The 24983-nt window shown below is 61.1% G+C and carries 20 protein-coding genes; 14 read left to right on the top strand and 6 right to left on the bottom strand.

Going from position 1 to position 24983, the window contains the following annotated elements:
• Positions 1-90 precede the first annotated feature (90 nt).
• The 13 genes from FKM97_RS22190 to FKM97_RS22130 all read left to right on the top strand — a co-directional run bounded on the left by FKM97_RS22190 (position 91) and on the right by FKM97_RS22130 (position 17982).
• Positions 91-1437 (top strand): LLM class flavin-dependent oxidoreductase, encoded by a 1347-nt coding sequence (locus FKM97_RS22190; RefSeq protein ID WP_144294644.1) that lies wholly within the window; start codon positions 91-93, stop codon positions 1435-1437.
• Positions 1438-1452: 15 nt separating this feature from the next.
• Positions 1453-3540 carry a hydantoinase/oxoprolinase family protein gene (locus FKM97_RS22185; RefSeq protein ID WP_144294643.1) on the top strand — a complete coding sequence of 696 codons (2088 nt, stop codon included), beginning with the start codon at positions 1453-1455 and terminating at the stop codon, positions 3538-3540.
• The gene (locus tag FKM97_RS22180) at positions 3537-5291 is read left to right on the top strand and encodes a hydantoinase B/oxoprolinase family protein (RefSeq protein ID WP_144294642.1); all 1755 of its coding nucleotides are present in this window, start codon (positions 3537-3539) and stop codon (positions 5289-5291) included. Before FKM97_RS22185 ends, FKM97_RS22180 begins: the two co-directional genes overlap by 4 nt.
• Positions 5292-5383: 92 nt before the next feature.
• On the top strand, positions 5384-7441 hold the full coding sequence (locus FKM97_RS22175) for a hydantoinase/oxoprolinase family protein (protein ID WP_144294641.1): 2058 nt from the start codon (positions 5384-5386) through the stop codon (positions 7439-7441).
• Between the two features lie 3 nt (positions 7442-7444).
• On the top strand, positions 7445-9142 hold the full coding sequence (locus tag FKM97_RS22170; RefSeq protein WP_144294640.1) for a hydantoinase B/oxoprolinase family protein: 1698 nt from the start codon (positions 7445-7447) through the stop codon (positions 9140-9142).
• 44 nt (positions 9143-9186) lie between these two features.
• Positions 9187-9912: a GntR family transcriptional regulator gene (locus tag FKM97_RS22165; RefSeq protein ID WP_144294639.1), complete on the top strand. Its 726-nt coding sequence runs from the start codon at positions 9187-9189 to the stop codon at positions 9910-9912.
• 24 nt (positions 9913-9936) lie between these two features.
• Entirely contained in the window at positions 9937-10281 is a 345-nt protein-coding gene (locus tag FKM97_RS22160; RefSeq protein ID WP_246105217.1) for a RidA family protein, read from the top strand.
• A gap of 23 nt (positions 10282-10304) precedes the next feature.
• Complete coding sequence (locus FKM97_RS22155) at positions 10305-11576, top strand: NAD(P)/FAD-dependent oxidoreductase (RefSeq protein WP_144294638.1); 1272 nt, start codon at positions 10305-10307, stop codon at positions 11574-11576.
• Between the two features lie 54 nt (positions 11577-11630).
• Entirely contained in the window at positions 11631-12896 is a 1266-nt protein-coding gene (locus tag FKM97_RS22150) for an aminotransferase class III-fold pyridoxal phosphate-dependent enzyme (protein WP_205015270.1), read from the top strand.
• 214 nt (positions 12897-13110) lie between these two features.
• The gene (locus tag FKM97_RS22145) at positions 13111-14115 is read left to right on the top strand and encodes a TRAP transporter substrate-binding protein (protein WP_170241071.1); all 1005 of its coding nucleotides are present in this window, start codon (positions 13111-13113) and stop codon (positions 14113-14115) included.
• Positions 14116-14185: 70 nt separating this feature from the next.
• Positions 14186-16051 carry a TRAP transporter large permease gene (locus tag FKM97_RS22140; RefSeq protein ID WP_246105230.1) on the top strand — a complete coding sequence of 622 codons (1866 nt, stop codon included), beginning with the start codon at positions 14186-14188 and terminating at the stop codon, positions 16049-16051.
• Positions 16052-16141: 90 nt separating this feature from the next.
• Complete coding sequence (locus FKM97_RS22135) at positions 16142-17008, top strand: transketolase (protein WP_144294634.1); 867 nt, start codon at positions 16142-16144, stop codon at positions 17006-17008.
• Positions 17005-17982, top strand: a complete 978-nt coding sequence (locus tag FKM97_RS22130; RefSeq protein ID WP_144294633.1) for a transketolase family protein — start codon at positions 17005-17007, stop codon at positions 17980-17982. Before FKM97_RS22135 ends, FKM97_RS22130 begins: the two co-directional genes overlap by 4 nt.
• A gap of 361 nt (positions 17983-18343) precedes the next feature.
• Here the strand turns inward: FKM97_RS22130 and FKM97_RS22125 are convergent, their stop codons facing one another.
• From FKM97_RS22125 to FKM97_RS22100, 6 genes are all read right to left on the bottom strand, one after another.
• The gene (locus FKM97_RS22125) at positions 18344-19273 is read right to left on the bottom strand and encodes a LysR family transcriptional regulator (RefSeq protein ID WP_144294632.1); all 930 of its coding nucleotides are present in this window, start codon (positions 19271-19273) and stop codon (positions 18344-18346) included.
• Between the two features lie 61 nt (positions 19274-19334).
• Positions 19335-20012: a DUF1028 domain-containing protein gene (locus FKM97_RS22120; RefSeq protein WP_144294631.1), complete on the bottom strand. Its 678-nt coding sequence runs from the start codon at positions 20010-20012 to the stop codon at positions 19335-19337.
• Between the two features lie 45 nt (positions 20013-20057).
• The gene (locus tag FKM97_RS22115; protein WP_144294630.1) at positions 20058-20471 is read right to left on the bottom strand and encodes a RidA family protein; all 414 of its coding nucleotides are present in this window, start codon (positions 20469-20471) and stop codon (positions 20058-20060) included.
• Between the two features lie 26 nt (positions 20472-20497).
• Complete coding sequence (locus FKM97_RS22110; RefSeq protein WP_144294629.1) at positions 20498-21964, bottom strand: 4-hydroxyphenylacetate 3-hydroxylase family protein; 1467 nt, start codon at positions 21962-21964, stop codon at positions 20498-20500.
• 18 nt (positions 21965-21982) lie between these two features.
• Complete coding sequence (locus tag FKM97_RS22105; RefSeq protein WP_144294628.1) at positions 21983-22549, bottom strand: flavin reductase family protein; 567 nt, start codon at positions 22547-22549, stop codon at positions 21983-21985.
• A gap of 189 nt (positions 22550-22738) precedes the next feature.
• Positions 22739-23878 carry a branched-chain amino acid ABC transporter substrate-binding protein gene (locus FKM97_RS22100; RefSeq protein WP_144294627.1) on the bottom strand — a complete coding sequence of 380 codons (1140 nt, stop codon included), beginning with the start codon at positions 23876-23878 and terminating at the stop codon, positions 22739-22741.
• A gap of 181 nt (positions 23879-24059) precedes the next feature.
• Here FKM97_RS22100 and FKM97_RS22095 point away from each other — a divergent pair, with 181 nt between their 5' ends.
• Entirely contained in the window at positions 24060-24980 is a 921-nt protein-coding gene (locus tag FKM97_RS22095; protein WP_144294626.1) for a branched-chain amino acid ABC transporter permease, read from the top strand.
• The last annotated feature ends 3 nt before the right edge of the window (positions 24981-24983 follow it).

Raw genomic sequence — 24983 nt, 5'->3', positions numbered from 1 at the left:
TCTTTGACTGTGCCGATCCCGCCTCGATCCTGCAGCCGGCACTGGGCGCTCCGCAAGCGGCGAAGACTGGTTCGTGATCGCGGAGGGCTGATGAACACATCTGCACGCCGGAAAATGAGGATTGGCGCTTTCCTGAAGCCCAGCGGCCATCACGTGGCCGCGTGGCGACATCCTTCCTGCCAAGCCGACAGCGGCATGAATTTTGAGCATTACGCCGCGATGGCTCGGACGGCCGAGAACGCGAAGCTCGACATGATCTTCCTTGAGGATAGTTCCGGCATCCGGGGCGGCGACAAGCCGGACTTCATTCGCCATACGAGCTGGTCCGCGGTGTTGGAGCCCTTGACCCTCCTGGCCGCGCTGGCCAGCCGCACCAGTCATCTTGGGCTCGTCGCCACAGCCACCACGACCTATAACGAGCCCTATCACCTTGCCCGCAAATTCGCATCCCTCGACCACATCAGCGGCGGCCGGGCCGGCTGGAATCTGGTGACCTCCAACAATGAGCTCGAAGCCATGAACTTCGGCCGCGACATGCATGTGCTGCACAGTGAACGCTATGAACGGGCCAAGGAGTTTGCTCAGGTCGTGGCGGGGCTTTGGGACAGCTGGGAAGACGACGCCTTTCCTCGCGACCGACAGACGGGGATGTTCTTCGACAAGCAGAAACTGCACACATTGGACCATCGGGGCGACCATTTCACCGTCCGTGGCCCCCTGAACATTGCGCGCCCGCCCCAGGGTTATCCTGTCCGCGTCCAGGCGGGTGCTTCGGGACCCGGGCGGGAGATGTCTGCGCGCTGGGCGGAAGTCATTTTCGTTGCCAGCCCGACGCTGGAGCAGGGTCGCGCCTTCACGCGCGAGATCAAGGAGATGGCCGCAGGCTGCGGACGCAACCCCGATCATGTGAAGATCATGCCGGGCCTGTTCTGCGTGGTGGCGGAGAGCCGCCAGGAAGCACAGGACAAATATGCGGCACTCCAGGACTTGATCTTGCCGGAGGTAGGCCTCGCCGAACTGTCCGCCTCCCTCGGCGGTGTGGACCTGACCGGCTTCGACCCCGACGGTCCGCTGCCACCCTTGCCCGAAACCAACGGCCCCAAGAGCCGCCGCGACTTGCTCATCGACATGGCTGCACGGGAAAACCTGTCGATCCGTGATCTCTATCTGCGTGTGGCCGGTTCCCATGGGCATTTCCTCGTGATCGGCTCCGGCAAGGAGGTTGCCGATATCATGGAGGAATGGTTCGAGGCCGAAGCCGCCGACGGCTTCAACGTCATGCCGCCCATCCTCCCCACGGCGCTCGATGATTTCACCAGGCTCGTCGTCCCGGAACTGCAGCGTCGGGGCTTGTTCCGCACTGAATACGAAGGCCGGACGCTACGCGAGAATCTTGGCCTGCCGAGGCCGGAACATCCGTCCCGTCATGTCCGCTAGCAGTCGGAGCCCGAGATGACCTTTCAAGTCTGCCTGGATATCGGCGGCACCTTCACCGACTGCCTCGTTGCATCAGAAACCGGGGAAGTGTCGATTTTCAAGGCCCCGACGACTCCCGGCGAGTTCCACCGCGGTTTCATCGATGCGCTATATGAGGCGGCCAAGGGCTTTGAGCTGGAGCCTCGCGATTTCATCGCTCGGATAGATCTCGCGCTGCATGGATCCACAGTCTCGACCAATGCCCTGGTTGAACGTCGCGTGGCGAAGACCGGGCTCATTCTCAATGAAGGACACCAGGACATTCTGGTCTTGCGCGAAGGCCCGCGGAAGCGCGCTTTCGAGTGGCGCTTGGATTATCCGGACCCCTACATTCCCCGCGGCCGCACGCGAACGGTTCGCGGCCGCATCAATTCGCGCGGCGAGGAAATCTTCCCCCTTTCGGAGGACGACATCCGCGATGCACTGCAAGACTTCCGCCGGATCGGTATCGAAGCCATTGCCGTCGGCCTCTTGTGGTCCGTCGCCAATCCAGCGCACGAACTGGCTGTCCGCGACCATATCCACGCCGCCTGGCCCGAGATCCCGATCACCTTGAGTCACGAGATCAACCCCATGATGCGCGAGTACAAACGCATCATCGCGGCCGCTATCGATGCCTCCATCAGTCCGATCATCAAGGCCTATGTTCAAGATCTTGAGCAGGCGCTCGCGCAGGAAGGGTTTGCAGGCAAGTTACTTCTTGCGAATTGCCTGGGCGGAATGATGCCCGTCGCGGACATGCTGCGAAAGCCCATCTACAGCGTGATGTCGGGCCCGACCTTGGCACCCATGGCCGCTTTGGCCCTCAGCGAGGAGCCGGACATCATCGTGGGTGACATGGGGGGCACCACTTTCGATGTTTCGGCCCTGCGCAACCATCAGCTCATCGTCACGCCGGACTCCATGATCCATCAGGACTCCTTGGGGATTCCGAAGGTTGACGTGCGCTCGGTCGGCGCCGGCGGCGGCTCGATTGCCATGGTCGACGAGGGCGGCTTCCTGCATGTCGGTCCGCGCAGCGCCGGAGCCAGGCCGGGCCCGGCCTGCTATGGCCTCGGCGGCACTGAGGCGACGGTCACCGACGCGAACGTCGTGCTCGGTCTGATTGATCCGCACTACTTCCTCGGGGGGCGAATGGTGCTCCGTCGCGACCTGGCGGAAGCGGCCATCGCGAGGATCGCTGCACAGATGAACACCAGCCTCGAACAGGCCGCGCACGCGATCTACACGACGAGCAACCACAACATGGTCACGGCCATTGAGGAGATCACCATCCGCGAAGGCTTGAACCCGCGCGACAGCTATTTTGTCTGCGGGGGTGGTGGCACCGCGGCCCATATCGCCGAGATGGCCGACATTCTCGGCCTAAAGCGCTACATGATCCCACGGTTCACCGCCGGTCTGAGCGCCTTTGGCGGCTTGATTTCCGACATTCGCTGGGAGCAGAACGGCGTGCTCCAAACCGATGGCGCGCAGTTTGATTTGGCTGGGGTCAATGCCCTCCTGCGCCGTCTTCGCGACGCCGGTGAGGACTTTCTCGCCTCAGCCCAGATACCCTCTGAACGCCGGAGCTTCGAATACGCCGTCATGGGGCGCTACGAATACCAGTCCTGGGAGATCGAGGTTCCGGTGAATTTGAGGGAAGGCGAACTGACGCCGGCCGACATTCCGATGCTGTTGGAAGGCTTTCACCAGATGCATGAGAGGATCTATTCGATCCGTGCCGACGCCGATCTGATCGAATTCACGGCGTGGAAAGTCCGCGCCAAGGGCCATCGCTTGCGACAGAACGCCTGGCGCGACTTCACCATCACACAGCAGGACGGCGAGCCCCGGGCCAAGGGATCTCGCGCGGTCTATCTCCATGAAGAGGGCGGCTCCGTCCAGCTCCCCATTTATGACGCCCCGTCCCTCGGGGCAGGAGCCAGGCTGGCCGGACCATGCATCCTCGAGGCGCCGACATTCACGGCCGTGCTCAAGCGCGGCAATGACGCGGCTGTGGATCTCCATGGCAATGTCCACGTCACCGTGGCGTCCCTCTCTTCCGTCGAGGCACAGCGATGACATCGGGAAGCGACACGTCGAAACTGGACCCTTTTCTCCTGTCGGTGCTCAAGAGCAGGCTGGAGGCCATCGTCCGTGAGATGACTCTGGTGGTGCTGAAGGCAAGCCGTTCGGCCGTCATCAAGAACGCGCGGGATTTTTCCTGCGCGCTTCTCACCTATGACTGCCGGCTTGTGTCCATCGAAGACGCTTTGGCCATCCATGTCATGTCCATGGAGACCGCGATTTCTCATATCGTCGAGCTCTTCGACGATATCGAGGAAGGAGACCTCTTTCTCAACAATTGTCCCTATACCGGCGGCACTCACCATGCCGATCTGATCCTCGCGCAACCCGTCTTTGTCGATGGCAGGCCGCTGTTCTGGGCTGTGGCGCTGTCCCACCATGCCGACATCGGCGCACCCGTCGCCAGCACCTACCTTCCTTACGCGAAGACCATCTATGAGGAGGGCATGCATTTCCCCTGCGTGCGGATCGGGCGGAACCACAAGCCGCACCAGGATATCCTGCGCATGGGCCTCTACAAGATCCGCGCATCCGACATCTGGCTCGGAGATCTGCGTGCGCAAATCGGTGCCTGCCGCACTGCGGAGACGCGGCTCCGCGACGTCGTTGGTCGTTACGGTCGGGAAGTGATCGCCGATTTTGTCGAAGAATGGTTTGCCTATGGCGAGCGCCGCGCCATCGCCGAGATCCGCAAGCTCCCTGCCGGCACTTTCGAATATGAAACGCGTCACGACCCTGTTCCGGGCGTCGCCGACGATGGGATCCCTGTGCGGGTGAAGATGACGGTGCTGCCGGATGAGGGGCGGATTGTCATCGATCTCAGGGACAATATCGACAACGTTCCCGGTGGCCTCAATCTTTCAGAGAACACCTGTCGCGGCGCCAGCCGCATCGGGGTCTTCAATAATCTCGACGCCTCGGTCCCGCACAATCACGGCAGTCTCAGCCGCGTCGAGGTTCTGATGCGCGAGGGAAGCGTCGTCGGAAGACCGAAATATCCGGTCGGCACGTCTGTAGCGACCACGAACGTCAACGACCGTTTGATCATGGCCGCGAACTGCGTCTTCGCGGAGATGGGCGAGCCCTATGGACAGGCGGAGGGAGGTCCGCATCTCCCTGTCGGGATCGCTGTCATCTCCGGTGCCGATCCCTTCAAGGAAGGCCGCACCTACGTCAATCAGGTCTTTATTGGATACGCCGGCGGGGGCGCGCTCCACGGCCATGACGGCTGGTTGACCTATTGTGGTGCCGCGAATGGGGGAATGATCTTTCTCGATTCTGTGGAAGTCGACGAATCCATGTATCCCATCATCATAGAGTCGCGGGGCGTGGCGCCGGACAGCCAAGGCTTCGGGCAGTTCGAGGGGGCGCCTGGCGTCTCGGGCGTCTTCTATCCCGTGGATCACACGATGACGGTGATCTACGCCGCCGATGCCACCACGAACCCCGCGAAGGGTGTGCTGTCGGGCGCAGCGGCGCGCCCCGTCCGCAGTGAGAAGCAATTACCCGGCGGCGAGCGCGTCACCTTGCCGGCCTTCAATGAGGAGCTTTGCCGAGCCGGCGAGAAGATGGTCTTCCAGACGTCGGGTGGAGGCGGCTACGGTGATCCGTCTCGCCGCAATCCAGCCCGCGTCCTGGCCTCGATAAATCGTCGTTGGTTGTCGCCGGAAATGGCTGAACGGGCATATGGTCTTTCGGTCACCTTGGATGCGGCCACTGGAGACTACGTCTTGGCAGAGCGCTGAGCCCGATCGCTCCGACCAAAAAACTGACACATGCTCTCTCGACAAATCAAATGTATGATATATCATAAATCGAGATCCTTTTGCGAGGCGTCATGAACTACGAGATCGGCGTCGATATCGGCGGCACCTTTACCGACATCGTCTGCCGCAGCAGCGATGGCACGAACCATTCCGCCAAGGTCATGAGCTCGCGCGCCGATCCAAGCCTTGCGGTCGCCGACGCGATCACGTTGCTGCGCAAAGAGCTCGACATCGACCCCAGCGATATATCCCAGTTTCTCCACGGAACCACCGTGGCGACAAACGCGATCCTCGAGCGGTCGGGGGCCCGCCTCGGCGTGCTTTCCACCTCCGGCTTCGAGGACACACTGGAAATCGGCCGGCAATGGCGCCTCTCGCGCGACATTCTCTATGCGTCCATTCTGACCCCTCAGACGCCGATCTTTCTGGCAACCGGCGAATACCGCCGTGGCATTCGGGAGCGGATCTCAGCCTCCGGAGAAGTTCTCACCCCCCTCGATGAGGACCAGCTCCGCATCGAGCTTCGCGATCTTGTGGCCCGCGGCGTTCAGGCCGTAGCGGTCTGCTACCTGTTCTCCTTTCGCAATCCCGTGCACGAGCTTCGCACGAAGGAGATCATCGAAGCCGAGTTTCCGGAGCTGAAGCTCTCCGTCTCCCATGAGGTTGATCCGATCTTCCGGGAGTATGAACGCACCGTCGTCACGTCCTTCGACGCCTACATGAAATCGGTCGTCGATACCTATCTCTCGCGAGTGGAGAACCAGATCCGTGACAATGGCCTTCATTGCGAGCTGAAGATCATGCAGTCGCGCGGCGGTCTCGCATCTTCTCGCGTGGCGCGCCATCGGCCGGTCCGCCTGTTTCTCTCAGGACCTGCAGCTGGCGTCGCGGGGGCATCCTCCATTGGTGCTGCTTCGGGCGTCAGGAACATCATCACCGTCGACATCGGCGGCACCAGCTGTGACATCGCCCTCATCCGGGATGGTGAGCCCGAGATCAAGCAGGAAAGCCTGATTGACGGCTTTACCGTCCGCGTTCCCTCCGTCGATGTGAACGCCATAGGCGCTGGCGGCGGATCCATTGCCTGGTTGGACCAGGCGGGCGGCCTTCATGTGGGGCCGCAAAGCGCAGGCGCCGATCCCGGTCCGGCTTGCTATGGTAAGGGTGGCCAACTGCCGGCCGTGACGGATGCCTCCATCGTTCTCGGCTTTTTGGACCCTGCATACTTCGCCGGCGGCACCATCCCCCTCCAGCCGGAGCTCTCGGAAAAGGCCATTCGTGAGCATGTCGCCAAGCCGCTGGGTCTTTCCCTCGAGGAGGCGGCCCTCGGAATCCACCGGGTGCTCAATGCGCAGATGGCGGAAGGGATCAAACTGGTGTCCGTGAAGCGCGGCTATGATGTCCGCGACTTCAGCCTGATGCCGTTTGGCGGCGGCGGCGCGGTCCATGCCACGGCGTTGGCCTCCGAGCTTCACATTGGATCGGTGGTCGTGCCACGGCGCCCGGGGGTTCTGGCTGCGCAAGGCCTGCTTACAGCAAACATGCAGCAGGAAACCGCGGCGACGGTCTCGGAGCGTCTGTCGGCTTTGTCGGATGAGCAGTTCCAGGAGATTCTCGCCGCCATTGACAAGACGGGCGCCGAGCAGTTGCGGCGCGAGACCGATGGCCGCGCGATCACGTCGACGACCTTCTGCTTTGACATGTGCTTCGAGGGTCAGTCCTACTACGTGGAGGTCCGCATCCCCGGCGGCCCCGGCAAGGACATTGATCGATCGGTTCTGCGCAACCGCTTCCTTGAGGAGCATACGCGCATTTATGGCTATGCCGCCCGACACGAGGTGAAGCTCATCAACATTCGATGCATTCACGAAAGTCCCTCCAGCGAAATCGATGCCGATGATGTCTACATGCCCAATGGCAAGGACCCGGTGAAATCCGAGCGCCAAGTCCGTTTCATCGGCCATGGGGAGCGCCTGCCGACGCTGATTTACGACCGTCTGGCGCTGCCCGTGGGGTTCACCTTCAAGGGTCCGGCGATCGTCGAGCAGCCGGACACCACCACCATCGTCGAGCCCGGCTGGAAAGGTCGGGTGAATACCGAAGGGCTGCTGATACTGGAGAGGATCTGATCAATGGAAGCTGCTCTCGCGATACGTCCTCCTGTGCCGGCTTCGACGCTCGACACATTGGATCCCATCACCCGCGAGGTGATCCGTCACAAAGTGGATGGGATCGCCGAAGAGATGGAGATCACGCTGATCCGCAGCGCCTTCTCGACCATCGTGAAGGAAGGCCTGGACGCGTCGGCCAGCATCTTCACGGTGACCGGCGAGACACTGGCACAGTCCGTGGCGAATCCGACCCATCTGGGCACGCTGATGCCCATGATGAAGGCCTTCATGCGCGACGTTCCCCTGGAGGACATGAAGGAAGGTGACATCTATCTGACGAACGATCCGGATTATGGCAGCAGCCACTTGCCGGACTTCTCGCTCTTCGCGCCGATCATGGCTCATGGCAGGCTGATCGCCGTGGCGGCGGTCCTCACGCATCATCAGGATATCGGCGGCATGGCCCCCGGCTCAACGCCGACGAATGCCACGGAGATCTTTCAGGAAGGCATCAGGATTCCCTTGATCAAGCTGGCTGAGAACGGCGAGGTCAAGACCGACATTCTGAAGCTGCTGCGCAGCAACAGTCGCGTCCCCTCCTTGTTTGAGGGCGACATCTGGGCCCAGATCGCAGCCTGCGAGATCTGCAAGCGTCGGCTTCATGAGCTTGCTGAGCGATACGACTCCGAAACTCTCCGCCTCTACTTTGAGAGCCTTCTTGATCACTCCGAGAGGATGATGACGGCCGCCATCGCCAAGATCCCGGAAGGGATCTACGAGAATGTCGACTTCATGGACAATGACGGCGTCGACCTCGACAAGCGCATCAAGATCGCGACCCGTGTTCACGTGAGCAATGGCCGCTTGACCCTCAATTTTGATGGGTCCAGCCCTCAGGTCCGCGGCCCGTTCAACTGCGTCCCTGCCGGCGTTCACGCCGCCGCCTGCTTTGCCCTGAAGTCCTTCACGGACCCGAAGGGCGAGATCCCGATCAATGGCGGCTGCTTCCGCAATTTCGAGCTGGAGTTGCCGGCCGATACAGTGGTGAACCCGGGCCGCGGTGCTGCGATCGGGTGCCGGGCCTCGACCATCAAGCGCATCGCGACCTGCATTCTGGGTGCGCTTCGGAAGGCGGCGCCGGAACGTGTGCCGGCTGATCATGCCAGCGTCGAGCTCCTCATCCATTTCGGCGGTCGGAATGCCGACGGCAAGACCTTCGTCACCTCCCAGATCCTTGTGGGGGGCGGCGGCGCCGCCTCCGACCGCGACGGTGTGGACGCCATCGAGAGCGACACCACGAACTGCATGAACATCCCGACCGAGGCCTTTGAGATGGACGCGCCCATTCGGGTGAACCGTGCAGGTCTTTGGACAGGCTCTGGTGGCGCCGGGGAGCATCGCGGAGGCCTGGGACTGGACGTCGAATACGAGTTCCTCGCTGACGGGATCACCGTCACCTTTCGGGGCGAGCGCCATTTCACCCCGGCCAAGGGTCAGCTCGAAGGAGGCGACGGCAAGATGTCCGAGGCCTATCTTCAAAGGCCCGATGGCAGTCGTGATGTGATCAAGTCAAAATCGGTTCTGCATGTCGGACGGGGAGATCGCCTCGTCGTCAAGACGGCGGGCGGAGGTGGATTTGGCGCCGTCGCCAAGCGTTCTGGAGCTCTCCTCGATCGTGATTTCGCTGATCGCAAGACGGGTGCGCCAGCAAACGGCTGATGACAAGGCTCGGCAGAGAGCGTTAACAACGCGGAGTGACGTCAATGGCTAACCGCCGCGAGGGCAATGTTGTGAAGATCGAACCACTTGCCGCTGTCAGCCGGGACAACCTCACGCAACGTGTCTATGCCCAGCTGCGCACCGCACTGATGGAGGGACAGTTCAAGCCCGGTCACCGCTTCAAGATCCGGGATCTGGCAGAAAGCATGGGGGTCTCCGAAACACCCATCCGCGAAGCGCTGATGCAGCTGGTCTGCGAGCGTGGTCTGGACATGCAGGCATCGAGGTCGATCACGGTCGCGACCCTCACCTATCGTCAATACGTGGAACTGCGCGAGATCCGGATGCAGCTCGAAGGGCTTGCTGCCGAACGCGCAGTGGCCAATATCACCGAGGATGATATCGCAGAGCTGGAGGCCGCCCATAAGCGCCTCGTTGCCGCCGAAGCGAGCGGTGAATGGCGCGAGGCCGTCCGGGCGAACTGGCACTTCCACTTCATGTTGTTCCGGAAGGCCGAGATGCCGGAGTTGCTTGCCATCCTCGAGGGCATCTGGCTCCGCAACGGCCCGCTGATGAATTTCCTCTATCCGCATGCGAAGCCGACTTACGCGAAGCGCCATCAGCACCTCAATGTCATAGACGGGCTGCGGAAGCGAAGTGCAGCCCGTGTCCGCGCCGCGATCCAGGCGGATCTCGATGAGGGAGGCAAGTCCCTGATGCTCTATCTTCAACGGCTTGAAGAGGAGCAGCTTGCGGCTGCCCAGGCATAACCATTCAATGAACTGGAGGTTCGAGTGATTAAACGCAGCGGCCCGATGAAGATCGGCCACAAGGGTGTTGAATATGGAAAGACGGTCTATGTCGGCGGCGTGATAGCCAACGATCTGACCTTGGACATGAAGGGTCAGACGAAGCAGATCGCTGAGAAGATCGATGCGGTCCTGGCAGAGCATGGCACCTCCAAGGATCGCCTCCTGTCGGCGACCATCTTTGTGACCGACCTCAATCAGCGTCCTTTGATGAATGAGGCATGGGCCGAATGGCTTGACCCGGCACAGCTGCCTGCACGGGCCACGATCGGCGTTAACGATCTCGGCCCGAATGTCCTGATTGAGATCACTGCTGTAGCTGCGATCTGATCGCGCCGCTGCGGAGTCCTCACATGAAATCGCCCCCAAGCTCCTCAGCGCCCGTTGTCATTATTGGCGCCGGCATCTTGGGGGTGTGCTGTGCTGCCTATCTCGTTCGGGAAGGAGTGCCCGTGGTCATCCTCGACCGGCGGGGTCCAGGCGAGATGACGTCATTCGGCAATCTCGGCGGCATCCAGAACTTGGCGACGCTCCCGATTGCCATGCCGGGCATGCTTAAGGATGTTCCGCGCTGGTTGACCGAGCCGGACGCGCCTTTGCATGTTCGACCATCATATGCAGCAAAAGCGGCACCGTGGCTCTACAGGTTCTGGCGCCAGTCAACGCCGGAAAGAGCGATCCGGAACGCTAAAGCGTTGGATGCACTGAACCGCAATTCCGTTGATTGCCATCGTGATTTGGCGAAATGGGCCGGTCTCGAACATCTCCTGCACATTCCTGGACAATTCTACCTCTGGACCGACCGGACATATTATGACCGCAGCACGTTCTCGCGCAGCCTCCTGGACGCGACGGGCCAGTCCTTTCGCGAGGTGTCCGCAGCCGAAATTCACGAGCGCGAACCTGCACTCTCGAAAGCCTTCGAAATCGGTCCCGAGATCCCGGGCAACGGTTATTGCAGCGATCCCTATGCCCTGACCAAGGGCCTGCTGGCGAAGGCGACATCGGAAGGCGCGACCTACGTGAATGCCGACGTCAGTCGATTGCATCATGATGGCGGCACCATTACCGGCATCGAGACGGATCGCGGCATCATCAAGCCCTCCGCGGTCGTCCTCGCCGCGGGCATGTGGTCTCGACACCTTGCCGAGTCCCTCGGCTTTCGCATCCCTCTCGAGAGCCATCGCGGATATCACGTGACCATACCGGAAGCACGCATTCAGCTGAGCACCATGTGCCTCGTCATCGACAGGAAGGTCGCCATAACGCCCATGTCTCAAGGCCTGAGAATTGGCGGCATGGTCGAATTCGCCGGGCTGGATGCGATGCCGGACTACCGCCGCGCCCAGCAATTCTTGAAGTTGGGCCGTGAGCTGATCCCTGGTCTCGCCACCGCCGCGCACACGGAGTGGATGGGCCACCGTCCCTGTCTGCCCGACAGTCTTCCCGTGATCGGCAGAACCGCAAGTCACCGAAATCTGTACTGCGCTTTCGGCCACGGACATATGGGTCTGATCGGCTCGGCTCCGACCGCGAGGATCATTGCCGACCAGATCGCGAACAGGCCCGCCGGCATCGATCTCGCACCTTACGCCATCGAGCGGTTTGCATCGGGAGCACACTGATCATGCCGCTCAACGGACACGTCCTGCACTCCTTTAGAATATATCAAGCATCATATGCGGGAGCGAAGTATGCGCCATAACTCCCTGGACCAGCAGATCAGACAGCGGGCGGCTCGAGCCATCCCTGGCGGCATGTGGGGGCATATGAGTGCTCGTCTCTTGCCAGAAAGCTATCCGCAATTCTTCGCCCGCGGCGAGGGCTGTCATTTGTGGGACGTCGACGGCAATGAATATATCGACCTGATGTGCAGTTGGGGGCCCATGGTTCTGGGCCACCGGCACCCCGTCGTCCAGGCGGCTGCCATGAAGCAGCTCGCCGAGGGCGACTGCATGAACGGCCCCTCCCCGTTGGTCGTCGATTTGGCGGAACGGATGATCGAACTGATCCCGCATGCGGATTGGGCCATGTTCCAGAAGAACGGTTCCGATGCCACGACATCCTGCGTGACCATCGCGCGCGCCGGCACCGGGCGCCGTAAGATCCTTGCGGCCCGCGGCTCCTATCACGGCGCCGTCCCCTGGTGCAGCCCGTCTTTGGTGGGCGTGACCTCCGAAGATCGCGCCCATGTGATTCAGTTCGAATACAATGACATCCCGAGCCTGGAAGCCGCCGTGCAACAGGCCGGAAATGATCTGGCCGGCATCATCGTGACCGCCTTTCGCCACGATCTTGGTCGCGACCAACAGCTTCCGACACAGGCCTTCGCGGAAAAGCTGCGGGCGGTCTGCGACAGGTCGGATGCCGCGCTCATCCTCGATGACGTCCGCGCCGGCTGCCGTATTGATCTCGGCGGGAGCTGGGAACCCCTGGGCGTCCGCCCGGATCTGGCGGCATGGTCGAAGGCCATAGCCAATGGCTTCCCGCTCGCCTCGGTCACCGGCAATGATCGGTTCCGCGAGGCGGCCGCGTCCATATATGTCACCGGCTCCTTCTGGTACGGCGCAACTTCCATGGCCGCGGCGCTGGCGACATTGTCGGTGCTGGAGGAAGACGGCGTCATCGGCCACATGGTCAAGATGGGCGAGCGGCTGCGCAACGGCTTCGAAGCCCTGTCGAGATCCCATGGAATTGGTATTCGTCAGACGGGTCCGGTTCAGATGCCCATGGTTCTTTTCGAAGATGACCCCGATTTCAGAAAAGGCTTCCTCTTCTGCGATGCGGCTCTCTCTCGGGGCGCTTACCTGCACCCAAAGCATAATATGTTTCTGTCGGGCGCTCACACGGAGCAGGACATCGACCGCGTCCTTGATGCTGCTGATTTCGCCATGCAGCAACTGGTGAAATCTTTGCAGAACGAAGAAGTTTTTCAAGAGAATTAAGCATTGACATTATATGATATATCAAAATACGCTTTGATCAGGTGAGGGTTTGTACGACGCGCACAGATCGTCGAAAACGGACCACGAAAACAAGGATCACGGCGATGCTGCGCCTGGCGGGGGCATGGCACGGTTCAGTGCTGCCCAATCTCGGCAGGATGCGAGCTATTGGCCCGACACCCAAGGAAGCCTTTTTAAGGACAGGAGTTTGACCATGCTTCGCAGACTTGCACTCACTCTTACGGGGATGGCTATTCTTTGCACCGCTCTGCCATTCGCAACAGCTCGCGCCCAGTCTCCGCAATTCGTGGCCAAGATCGTCAAGGCCGCGGGAAACGCTGAATCTCTCGAGAACGCGACGCTGCTTCGGATGGCGCAGCTCGTGAAGGAGCGCACCAAGGGCGCAGTGGAGATTGAGCCTCTGTTCGGCTCCCAGTTTGGCAGCGAACCGGAAATGCTCGAAAATGTCCGCCTTGGCTCCATACAGGCCGCCTATGTGACGACTGCGGGCAGCGGAAGCCTCATTCCTCAGGTCCTCGTCCTCGACCTCCCCTTCCTGATGACCAGCTCGGATCAGGCCTTGGCTGCCACCAATGGCAAGGCCTTCGATATGCTGAGCAAATATTATGACGAGGCCGACCTTCATCTTGCGGCCTTGTGGGACTATGGATTTCGCAATCCCGTGGGCACCTTTCCCATCGCCACCATGGATGACGTGAAGGGCAAGAAGATCCGGGTGAAGGAGAGCAAGCTTTCCGTCGCCATGTGGGAAGCCATTGGCGCCAATCCGACCCCCATGGCATGGGGCGAGGTCCAGAATGCCCTCCTGACCAAGACGATCGACGGCTATGACACGACCGGCTCCGCCTATTGGGATCTGAAACTCTACGAAGCGGCACCTTATTACACCAAGCTTCCCATGACTTACGTCGTCTACACGATTGCATTCTCGAAGGCGTGGTGGGATCAGCTGCCGGCTGAGTATCAGAAGATCATCGATGAGACGGCACGTGAAATGGCCCCCGTCACCCATCATCTGATGGAACTTGAAGCGGTCAAAGGACCCTTGCGGGCCGCATCACAGGGCGGCGCCAAGATCGGTGAGATTGCCGACCTGACCCCCTATGTGGAGAAGATGAAGCCGCTTTGGACAAGCTGGGCTGCCGAAGTGTCTGGTGGTCAGGAGCTCATCGACGCAGTCGTCGCCGCCGGCAAATAATCTGGTTCGTCCAAGGTGGGGCAGCCGGGGAGGCTGCTCCCATCTCGCCTGCAGGGGACACAGCGTGAGCATGGCAGAAGCCGCACATTCCCAAAGCACGTTGAGGCGCGCACTCTTCCGCATGGATGCCGCTCTTGAGCAAGGGGTCTCGGCTCTCGCCGTCACTTTGATGGCCGCCATAGTGGTCGACGTGGTGCTGGGCGTCGTCTTCCGATATCTGCTCAACACGTCGATACAGTGGACGGAAGCCGCAGGCCGGTGGCTTCTGTTGTACCTGATCTTTGTGGGCGCCTGTCTTGCCGAGCGTCACGGACGTCACATTGCTCTGGAGATTGCGGCCACCCTCTCCCCCCCGCCGCTGCGCCGCGTGCTCAATTTCGTCATCGAGGCGATCACGGCTGCAGTCCTGTGCGCCCTGATCGTGTTCGGCTACAAACTGACATTCTTCGTCCGGGGCAACGAGGCCCTGATCGAACTGCCCCTGTGGCTGAAGATCGGCGTCATTCCGGTCACCATGGCGATTGCGCTGTTTTTCCAGTTCACCCGTTGCCTCGAGGCGGGCCGCTCACCCCTCTTGACGCTCCTCGCCATTCTCACCGGCGCAGCCACCATCGTCCTGATGTTTCCGACGGTGCCCAGACTGTTCCCGGGGATCGACCCCAGCCTTCTTATGTCGCTGGTCTTCGCGACAACCCTATTGCTCGGCGTTCCGGTCGTTTACTCCATGCTCGCTGCGGCCCTCGTCGCAAATTTCGCTGGCATGGTTCTGCCGCCGGCGGCAATCGTCCAGAACATTGTTTCTGGCACCGGCAGCTTCCTCCTGCTGGCCATTCCATTGTTCATCTTCGCCGGCGTCGTGATGGTGGAGGGCGGTCTCGCAAAGCGGCTCCTGGACATCGCCCAGCTTCTTGTTGGCCGGGCGCGCGGTGGCCTGGCCCAGGTCAACGTTCTGCTCAGCTTCATGTTCGGCGGCATTTCTGGCTCGGCCAGCGCTGACGTGGCCCTGGATTCGAAGATCCTGGTGCCGGAGATGATCAAGCGCGGCTACCCGAAGGAATTCTGCTGCGCCGTCACCAGCGCGTCCTCGATCCTGACCAACGTGGTCCCGCCGTCCACCGCCATGCTGATATTTGCCGAGATCACGGGAGTATCGGTGATCGACCTGTTCATTGGCGGAATCGGACCCGGCATCCTTCTGACCGCCTTGATGATGATAACGGTTTACGCAATTTGCGTCCGCAAAGGCTATGGCGATCTCGATATGCCGACCGTGCGCGTCGGCTTTCTCCGGGCGCTGATGAGCGCGATCCCCATCCTCGGCCTGGCCGTAGCCATCATCGTCGGCATCCGGTCCGGCGTCTTCACGCCCGTCGAGGCCGGTGGCGTCGCCGTCGTCTACGCTCTCGCGCTGTCGATTTTCCCGCACCGGAAGCTCTCATGGACCACGTTGGTCGGCTTCCTCAAGACCGCCGCCATGGATGCTGCGATCATCGGCCTCCTGATCAGTGCTGCGCGGCCCTTCATCAATATTCTCTACGCGCAGTCGGTGCCGCAAAAGATCATCGGCATGGTCTTGAGCGATGCCGCCTCGCCCATGGCGGTCCTTTTTTCGGTCATCGGTGTGGGGCTTGCCCTCGGCACGATCCTTGACCTCTCCGTATCGATCCTTGTCCTGGTTCCGCTCGTGATGCCGCTCCTATTGCATCTGGGGTTCGATCCGACCCATGTCGGCGTCATTATCGTGGTCACGCTTCTGGTCGGCTCCATCACGCCGCCCGTCGGCCTCATGGTCTATATGAGCGCATCCATGACGGGCGCGAAGGTCTCCGCTGTGTTCCGCGCCGTGACGCCGTTCACGATCGCCATCCTGTTCGGCATTCTGCTGATGGTGTTCTTTCCGTGGATCGTGACCGGCCTGGTCCACGCCATGCATTAGGTTCATTTCACGGCGGGGAGAGGCCAAACCCGTCTTCATTTGCGCTCAACATTATGATATAACATATATCGTAAAACTCCGGAGGCTGAGGTGGCGTCGCCGCAAACTGATCTGACACCGTCGAGCCAGGAGCTCGAATTCCTGACCGACCGCGCCTTGTTCGTGCGCCTGGAGACGGTGCGGCTGATCTCGATCGCCAAGGTCGGCCACTACGCCTCGGTCTTCTCCTGTGCCGAGATTTTCGCCGCCCTCTATTACGACACCATGCGTCTCCGCCGCGGAGAGCCGGACTGGCCCGATCGGGATCGCTTTCTCATGGGCAAGGGACATGCGGCCGTCGGCCTCTTTCCGATCCTTGCGGACTTGGATTTCTTTCCGAAGGATTTGCTGGATAATTACACGCGGCTCGGCAGTCCGTTGGGCGATCATCCCGATATGCGGCTGGTGAAAGGCGTCGACTTCAGCTCGGGATCGATTGGCCATGCTCTCTCCGCCGGCCTGGGAATGGCGCTCGGCGCCCGCATGACCGGTAGGAACTTTGACACCTTCGTCCTGCTCGGCGACGGCGAGATGCAGGAGGGCCAGGTCTGGGCCGCGGCGATGGCGGCCAGCCATCATCGCGCCGGCAATCTCGTCGCCATCGTGGATCGCAACGTCGTGCAACTGGACGGCACTGTGGACGACATTCTGGCCATCGAGCCCTTGCCTGAGAAATGGCGGGCCTTCGGTTGGGACGTGGTGGAAGTGGAGGGCCACGACATCGCCTCCGTCGTGTCCACCTTTCGCGAAATCAAGGCAAATCGCGATCGTCTCCGACCGGTCTGCGTCATTGCACATACGGTAAAGGGCAAGGGCATCAGCTACATGGAAACCGAGCCTGGCTGGCACCTCGGCTTCTTGGGTCCGAAGGACGAAGCCTTGGCGATGGAAGAACTGAGGAAGGGCCTGTCCCGATGAAGGGTCCGATCGATCCCGGCTCCTGGCACTACCGTCAGATCAACGAACGCGCCCCCACCCTGCGCGTGCTCGCCGACACGCTGAATGAGCTGGCCGCCGAGGGGTACCCGGTCGCGGCTTGCACCGCCGATCTTCAATATTCCAACGGCCTGGTGGAGTTTGCCCGCGCGAACCCCGAGCGGTTTCTCCAATTCGGCATTTCCGAACAGAATATGGTCTCGGCCGCCGCAGGGTTGGCGACCACGGGCATCATGCCCTTCGTTGCCACCTTTGCGTCCTTCCTCTCCCTGCTCTGCTGCGAACAGATCCGCACCGATATCGCCTACTCCGCCCTGCCCGTCCGCCTTGTCGGCCACCACACCGGCATTGCCATGGGTTTCTATGGCACCTCGCATCACGCGACCGAGGACCTTGCCATCATGCGCTCGATTGCGGATCTGACCGTGGTCGCACCGGCAGACGGCGTTCAGTTTGCGGCCGCCATTCGCGCCTCGATGACGCATCCCCAGCCGATTTATTTCCGCATCGGCCGCGGGCACGACCCCCAGGTCTATGACACCATGGAGGAATTCCGCTTCGGCAAGGCAGTGACGCATTTCCAGGGCAAGGACCTCACCATCATTGCCACCGGGTCCACGGTGCATCCTGCCTTGACGGCCACGAAGAGCTTGCGCAGCCAGGGTCTGGAGATCGGCTTCATCGACATGCATACGGTCAAGCCGCTTGACCGCGATGCCGTCGTCTCTGCCATGAGATCGAGAATGATCCTGACCGTCGAGGAGCACAACATCCTGGGCGGCCTGGGCGGAGCGGTGGCCGAAGTCATGAGCGAATTTGGCGGTCAGGCACGCCTGCTTCGCCACGGGATCAAGGATGAGTACAGCCTCATCGCCCCCCCGAGCCACCTCTACGCGCACTATCGTCTCGATGCTCCCGGCATCGAAACAGTCGCGAGAGAAATGCTGAGCTCATAGCCAGAATTGTACCTTGCGGCTGATCAGGAGTGCGCACGCCACGACGTCACGCAAGCCGAAACAGACCCAACACGAACCTCAGCAACATCCAGCCGATGAACGCGACCACGAAGGCCGTGGCCCAGAACCTGACTTTGTAAAACATATCCGGCCTTTGTTGCCTGTGCAGCTCCCCAATACGGGATGGCCGTCACTCTCGTCAGCAACACGTTCATGCTCCACGACGTGTCGAAGTTCCCCATCATGGCAAGTGCAGCCACGGTTCAAGCCGCAATACTGGCATCCCACGCGATGAGCTGCCAAGCCTGCAAGAGGCAAGCCAGGCAGGATGGTGACTGCACTCAGCTCGAGTTTTCCCTCGTCACTCTCCCAGAACGGCAGTGCCAGGCAGCCGTTCCGTCGAAATGACCGAGCGGCAATAGGCTTCGAAGACCCGAGCCGATTGGGTTTTGCGCAAGCCTTTCAGGCTCGCGATCCCAAGCACCATGGGGTTGTAGTCTCCTTCCAAGGCGACATAGGCGAGCGGCTTTCCATCGAGGGCGGCCTTGTTGGCGGGTCGTGCCGTCAACAGGGAAAACCCGAACCCACTGGCCACATAACTGCGCACCGTCTCTGGATAATCCGACCGGGCGGCGATGGTGGGGGTCAGGCCCTCGCGCTGGAACAATGACAGGAAATATTCTCGGCTCAGCGGCATATCCAGGAGAATAAAGGGCTCATGCATGAGATCGCGCAGAGCAATCGAACGATGCTGGGCGAAGGGATGATCGGCGGACAGGAGGATGTAGGTCGGCAGCTCCGCCAGCGGTTCGAATTCAACTTCGTCGGTAATGTTGAGCACGTAAGTCAACGCGAGTGAAATCTCGGCGCGCCGCAGCCGAACCAGCAACTCGGCCTCGTCGCCTTCCATGACGCTGAGCTTCACCCGCGGATAGAGGTCCAGAAATCCCCGCGCGAGCCCGGGCACAAGAAGCGGCGACAATGTTCGAAACGAGCCGATCTGCAGCGGCCCCGCCACTGCGCCCGCAACCTCGTCGGCAAGGTCGTGCAGCTCCTCGGCCTGATGAAGCAGCGCCTTGGCCGCTTGGAGGAAACGCTCGCCGGAGGCCGTCAGGGAGAGCCCCTGTGCGTGGTGTCGCACGAAGAGCTGCAGCCCGAACTCGGCCTCCAACTGCGCAATAGCAGCAGAGATCGAGGGCTGCGAGATGTTCACCCGCTCGGAAGCCAGTGTGACGCTTCCTGTCTCTCCCGCCGCAACGAAATAGGCGAGCTGCCTGAGCGTGAACCGCATCGATGCCGATCTCCCTGATACAAGGGCGGCAGTCTATGCGATTTTTTTCAGAGATCCCGCGTCAAAGATCTCCAGGCACGCCATAAGTGGGTGCCGTCCCCGGATCGAGGGCGCGCGTGATGTAATCTCGCATCTGCGGCTTCCAGAGATGCCACAGCTCGGCCAGAGATCCGATGGGGTCGGTCTCGTGCCAATCCAGCCGCAGATCCGCAACCGGCCACTCGACCTTGTCGACCAGGAGCATGCCGGCCGAGTGAACCGTTCCTTCCTCGCCACCGGCGTCGAGTCCGGCCTGCATGGCCGCAATCAGCCGGTCGCCGAGATCATCCGCCGCGGAAGCCTCGAAGGCCGCCACCATGGCCTGGGGTACGGCCGTAACCGCCAGCAGATTGCCGGCCGCGATAACATCCGTGCCCTTGGCCACCGCGTGAAGCCCCAGGGTCTTGTCGCCCGAATAGCCCGCGCTCTGGCCTCTGGAATCGATCAGGGCCAGCTGGCGATAGGCGATATGCGGCGCATCGGCCGTGATCTTCTCCAAAGCTTCAGCCGCCGACAGCCCGGACTGCATCAGGTCCAACCCCCGGCGTCCGAGCGTCGGATCCGTGATGTTCTGCGTCGCGACTGCGCCGACACCCGCCCGGGCATGCGCGCAACGCGCCGCAACGCAGGGCGAGGATGACGACACCGCAATCCCGAACATTCCCGTGCGCGCACAGCGCCCGGATACCGAAAACGTCATGACCTCTCCCTCACACCTTGGAAAATGGATGGCATCGCCGCCGTCTTAGTCAGGAATGACGGCTGTCACCTCGATTTCGACGACCCATTCCGGCCGCGCCAGCGCCGGCACGACGAGGCCGGTCGAGCACGGGAACACACCCTTCAGCCATTTGCCCATTTCCTGATAGACGGCCTCGCGATAGCGGATGTCCGTCAGATAGACGACGATCCGACAGATATGCCCCATTTCGCTGCCGGATTCCTCCAGCAGCATCTTGATGTTGGCCATGGCCTTCGCGGTCTGGCGGGCCGCGTCGCCGACATGCAGGCTCTGCCGGCTGTCGAGATCCTGCGCCACCTGTCCGCGCAGGAACACCATGGTTCCCCGGGCGACCACGGCCTGGCACAGATCATTGTCGAGCTTCTGCTCGGGATAGGTTTCCTTGGTGTTGAAAGGCCGGATACGCTTGTGTGTCATGGTCCCCTGATCTCTTTCTTCTGCACTTACTCAGCCGCCATGGCCTTGTGTCCATAAATACGATCCGAAAGACCCGCAGCTTCCTTGGTGAATCGGAGCGAATCGTCCCAATCGAAATTGCGGTAGACAGCGGCGAGATGGGCGAAGGGCGGTGACTGCGCAAACAGTTGGAATGTGAGCCTGTGGCCAGCATAATCCGAATTCAGCAGATCGCGTGCAAAGGCCAGCAACTTGCGACGGTCATCCGACTGCCAATTGTCGTTGAGCGTGTAGAACTTGTCGAGCCACTTGCCCGCCTCCGGATCCCGAAAGCTTGCAGCATCCGGCGTGATGCAGATCTGGCCTCCGCAGAGCTCGCGGGCGAGGTGCATCATCAGATGGAGTTGCGAGCAGGCAAACACGCGGCCCGTCATCAGCAGAGACTGGTTCGGCATGGTGAGGCCCGCGGGGCTGGTCTCCGCCGTCGCGATCGAGGCCGTCAGATGGGCGTTGATCCCTTCCCGATAGCAGGCGAGCTGGGCAAGCTTCTCCTGCACCGCCTGCTGCTTTTCAAGTCCGGTCTGCTTCACGTTCCAAAGCGCGGCGCCGATCATCATGTCTGCCAGCTTCAGGTTGCGCTGCACGAAGGCAAAGGCCGAGTAGCGATGCAGAGTGGCCCGGATGAACGCCGCGGCACGCGTGTGCTGATAGAACAGAACGTTCTCCCATGGGATCAGCACATTGTCGTAGACGACGAGCGAGTCGACCTCGTCGAACCGGTTCGACAGCGGATAGTCCTCGATCGGCGCGCGGCCCGCGAACCCGGTCCGGGCGATGAATTTGAGATCGGGCGATGAGAAGTCGCAGATGAAGCCGACTGCATATTCGGAGAGCTTATCGTCGCCCCAATTCGCGATGGTCGGCTTGGTAAAGGCCTGATTGGCATAGGCGGCCGCGGTTTCGTATTTCGCTCCACGGACCACGATCCCCGCATCGGTCTCCTTGACAACATGCAGCAGCATGTCGGGGTCCTGATCCTGAGGTCGCTTGGAGCGGTCGCCCTTGGGATCGGTGTTGGCGGAGACATGGAACGGATCGTTCTTGATCGACAGGTCGATATGCCGCCGGATGTTTTCGGAGAAGCGTGGATCGACCTCGTTCAACACGTCCTGACCGTCGAAAAGCGACCACATCTCGCCGACAGTCTCGTCGCCGACGCGGGTCACCACACCTTTGACCTCTTCGAGGACCGTGTCCGTCGCCAGCCGCTTGGCGTGCCAATCCGCCTGGCTGTAGGGCAGCTTGAGGCCGATGGCGAAGCGCTCGCCATCTTCCTCATAGGTCATGGTCTCACGGTAGCGCTCCTCATGCGCCATGTCGTAGATACGGGCACGAATATCCACCAGCGGCTTGAACATATGATGCGTGGTGACATCATTCACCCGCTCGCCATTGATCCAGATCCGACGGCCGTCGCGCAGCGAGTCGCGGTATTCCTGTCCTGTCCTGATCATTTCCCTGAACCCTTGTCCTCAGCGATCCGTCGGGATCTGTGATGTCGTGCAGTAAGCGCGGCGCGAATGGGCCAGCGGCGCATGGTCGGCCGCCGTCGCATCGACGACGCGCCCCACGAAAATGATATGCGACCCGGCATCGCGTGCCATGAAGACCTCGCAGTCGAAGCTCGCGACCGCATCGGGCAGCCGCGACGACCCCGTCGGTGTGCGGTGCCAGTCCGCGCATGAAAAATCAAACGGCTCACCCTCTGCGGGACGCCCCGCGAAAGTATTGGAGAGCTCCCAATGATGCTGTGCCAGCATGTTGACGCAGAACACGCCATTATCGTTGATGGCAGCGGCGGCCGGGCTCCTGCGGTTGACGCAGGTCAGTACCATCGGCGGATCGGCGGAGACTGAGGCGACGGCGCTCACCGTTAAGCCAAACTGTCCGGCCGGGCCGTCGGTCGTGACCACCGTCACCCCGGTCACCGCTCCGCTCATCGCTTCGACAAAAGCGTTTCGATCAACCGAAGGCAAGGGCTGCATGAAGTCTCCGGCCATCCCATCCCGGTCGTGCACCGCATATACGTTCATCGACATGATATAGCCTTTTCAGCTCAATTTCGCTTCGACAGCATACGGAGCGCACTGAATTGGTAAAATAAAACCATACGAACTTTTGGTTCAGTTTTTTCTATCCAGGCGAGAGGTGCGGGAAGACAAGGCATGAAACGGCAGCGTGCGGCTGCCGTTTCGATCTATGGACCCGATCCGAATGGCCGGACCGGCTCAGCGATCCGTCCAGGCTCCGCCTTTGACCTCCTTGATCTGGATTTCGACAGGCACCTGGGTCTGACCATTCTCGTCGAAGGTCGTGACACCCAGCACGCCATCATACTTGATGGCCCGGATGGCCTCGGCAATGGCGGCCTTGTCCTCGATGCCTTTTTCCTTGATGGCCTGAAGCAGGATGTTCGTCGCGTCGAAGGCGTATTTCGTATAGGGGCTTGTGGGTTCGGCAAATTTCCGCTCCTCATAAGCCTTATACATTGCCTCCTGCTTCGGGTTGGTCGCGGCCTTGGGATAGCTGACCAAGGTGCCGTTGGCGGCATCCCCAGCGATCTTGATGAATTCGGGATCGTAGAAGCCGGAAATTCCGACCAGTGGGATATCGAGCCCGAGCTCGCTCATCTGTTTGCGCAGAATTCCCGCCTCGGTGATGACGCCTCCGAAATAGATGGCCTCAGGCGACAATCCTTTGATCCGGGTGAGGATGGCACGGAAGTCGGTCGTTCCGACCGGCACCGCCTCGGAGGCAAGAATTTCGCCGCCGTCGTTCTTGAAGAATTCGCTGAAGCTATCGGTGTTCGCCTTACCATAGTCGTTGGTATCGGAGACGATGGCGATCTTGGTTGCCTTGAGGTCCTTTGCCACCCAAGTCGCCAAGGGCATGTTCTCGTTGACCAGTGTGGGTGTCACCCGCGTCACGACGGGAAGGTTCTGCTCGGTGATCTTCGGGCTGATGGCACCCCAGACGATGAAGGGCATCTGATAGCGATTGAAGACAGGGATCGTGGCAAGGGCGACCGGGCTGTTCCAATGGCCGATGGCGCCGACGACGCCCGGATCATTCACCAGCTTCAGCGCGGCGGATACGCCGGTCTGCGGATCGGAGGCATCATCAAGAGCAACCGGCTCGATTTTATACGGATAGCCCCCGGCATTGGCCTGCTCGACCGCGAGGAGGAAACCATTGCGCGCGCCCAATCCCTGCTGTGCATTGCCACCGCTGACCGGTCCGATGAAGCCGATCTTTATGGTCTCCTGGGCGGTGGCCGATCCGAATGATGCTGCGCCCATGACGGCAGCCGTCGCCAGTGCGGTAAAGAAGCGTCTCGTCATCGGCTTGAAAGTCTTAGGATTCCCCATTGTACCCCTCCATTTTGGATCTTGCGCCGGATAGCGTGAAGGACGAGCCTGCAATGACGTAAAGACGCAGGAAAATCGGATTTTAAGAACCAGCACCCCGGAATTTCCACATCAATAGGATCTGGAGTTTCTTCGGGAAAATGACCACACTCGCCGACTTGCAAAAAACAGCGGGTGGGGAATGGCAGGCGAACTGCTGCAGCAAGGCCTGAACTGGCTGACCTTGGGGGCAACCTATGCGCTGATCGCCCTTGGTTTCAGCCTGTTGTTCGGCGTTTTGAAGGTCATCCATTTCTCGCATGGCGACGTCTCGCTGGTCGCCCCGTTCATCGCTCTGGCGACGATACAGGGGGTCATTGGTGCGACCTCGGCTGAGCTGGGCGCGGGAAGCTTGCTGCTCGGTTGCGCCGTCGCCATCATCATGACCGGGTTCATCGGCGTGCTGCTGGACGTTCTGGTCATCCAGAGGTTTCGGACGGCGCCCGCCATGATGGCGCTCGTGGCGACGGTCGCTCTCGGCATCGTCTTGCGCGAGCTGATCCGGCATCTCTTCCCCAATGGGAGCAATCCGCACGCTTTTCCTCAACTCGTGCAATCCCAGGTGACATTGGGAGACGGCATTCAGGTCCCCGCCTTCAGCCTTCTTGCCATTGCGATTTCGGTTGCCGCGGTCGCCATCCTGTTCTTCGTTCTCCACAGGACCCGCCTGGGCATGCGGATCCGCGCGGTGTCGCAGGATCGGGACGCGGCGCGGCTCATGGCGATCGATCCACGGCGGATCTTCTTTGCCACCTTCTTCATCGCATCCGCCGTGGGCGGCATCGGCGGCCTGTTCTTCGCCAGCTATGCCGGCGTGGTCCGGTTCGATTTCGGCATTCAAGCCGGGCTGATCGGCTTTTCTGCGGCCGTCGTCGGCGGGCTTGGAAGCATGAGCGGGGCGATCGTCGGCAGCCTGCTGATCGCCGGCCTCGATACCGTCATCCAGGCGACCATCCCCAACGGCGCCGCCTATCGTCTGGTCTTCGCCTTCGTTCTGGTCATCATGGTCCTGGTGTTCAGGCCGGCGGGTCTCTTCGGCCGCACCGTGGTCGAAAAGGTCTGACGG

This window comes from Rhodoligotrophos appendicifer, assembly GCF_007474605.1.
Taxonomy (GTDB): Bacteria; Pseudomonadota; Alphaproteobacteria; order Rhizobiales; family Im1; genus Rhodoligotrophos; species Rhodoligotrophos appendicifer.
The sequence above is the reverse complement of the archived record's forward strand: the minus strand, read 5'-3'. Positions and strand labels throughout refer to the sequence as shown.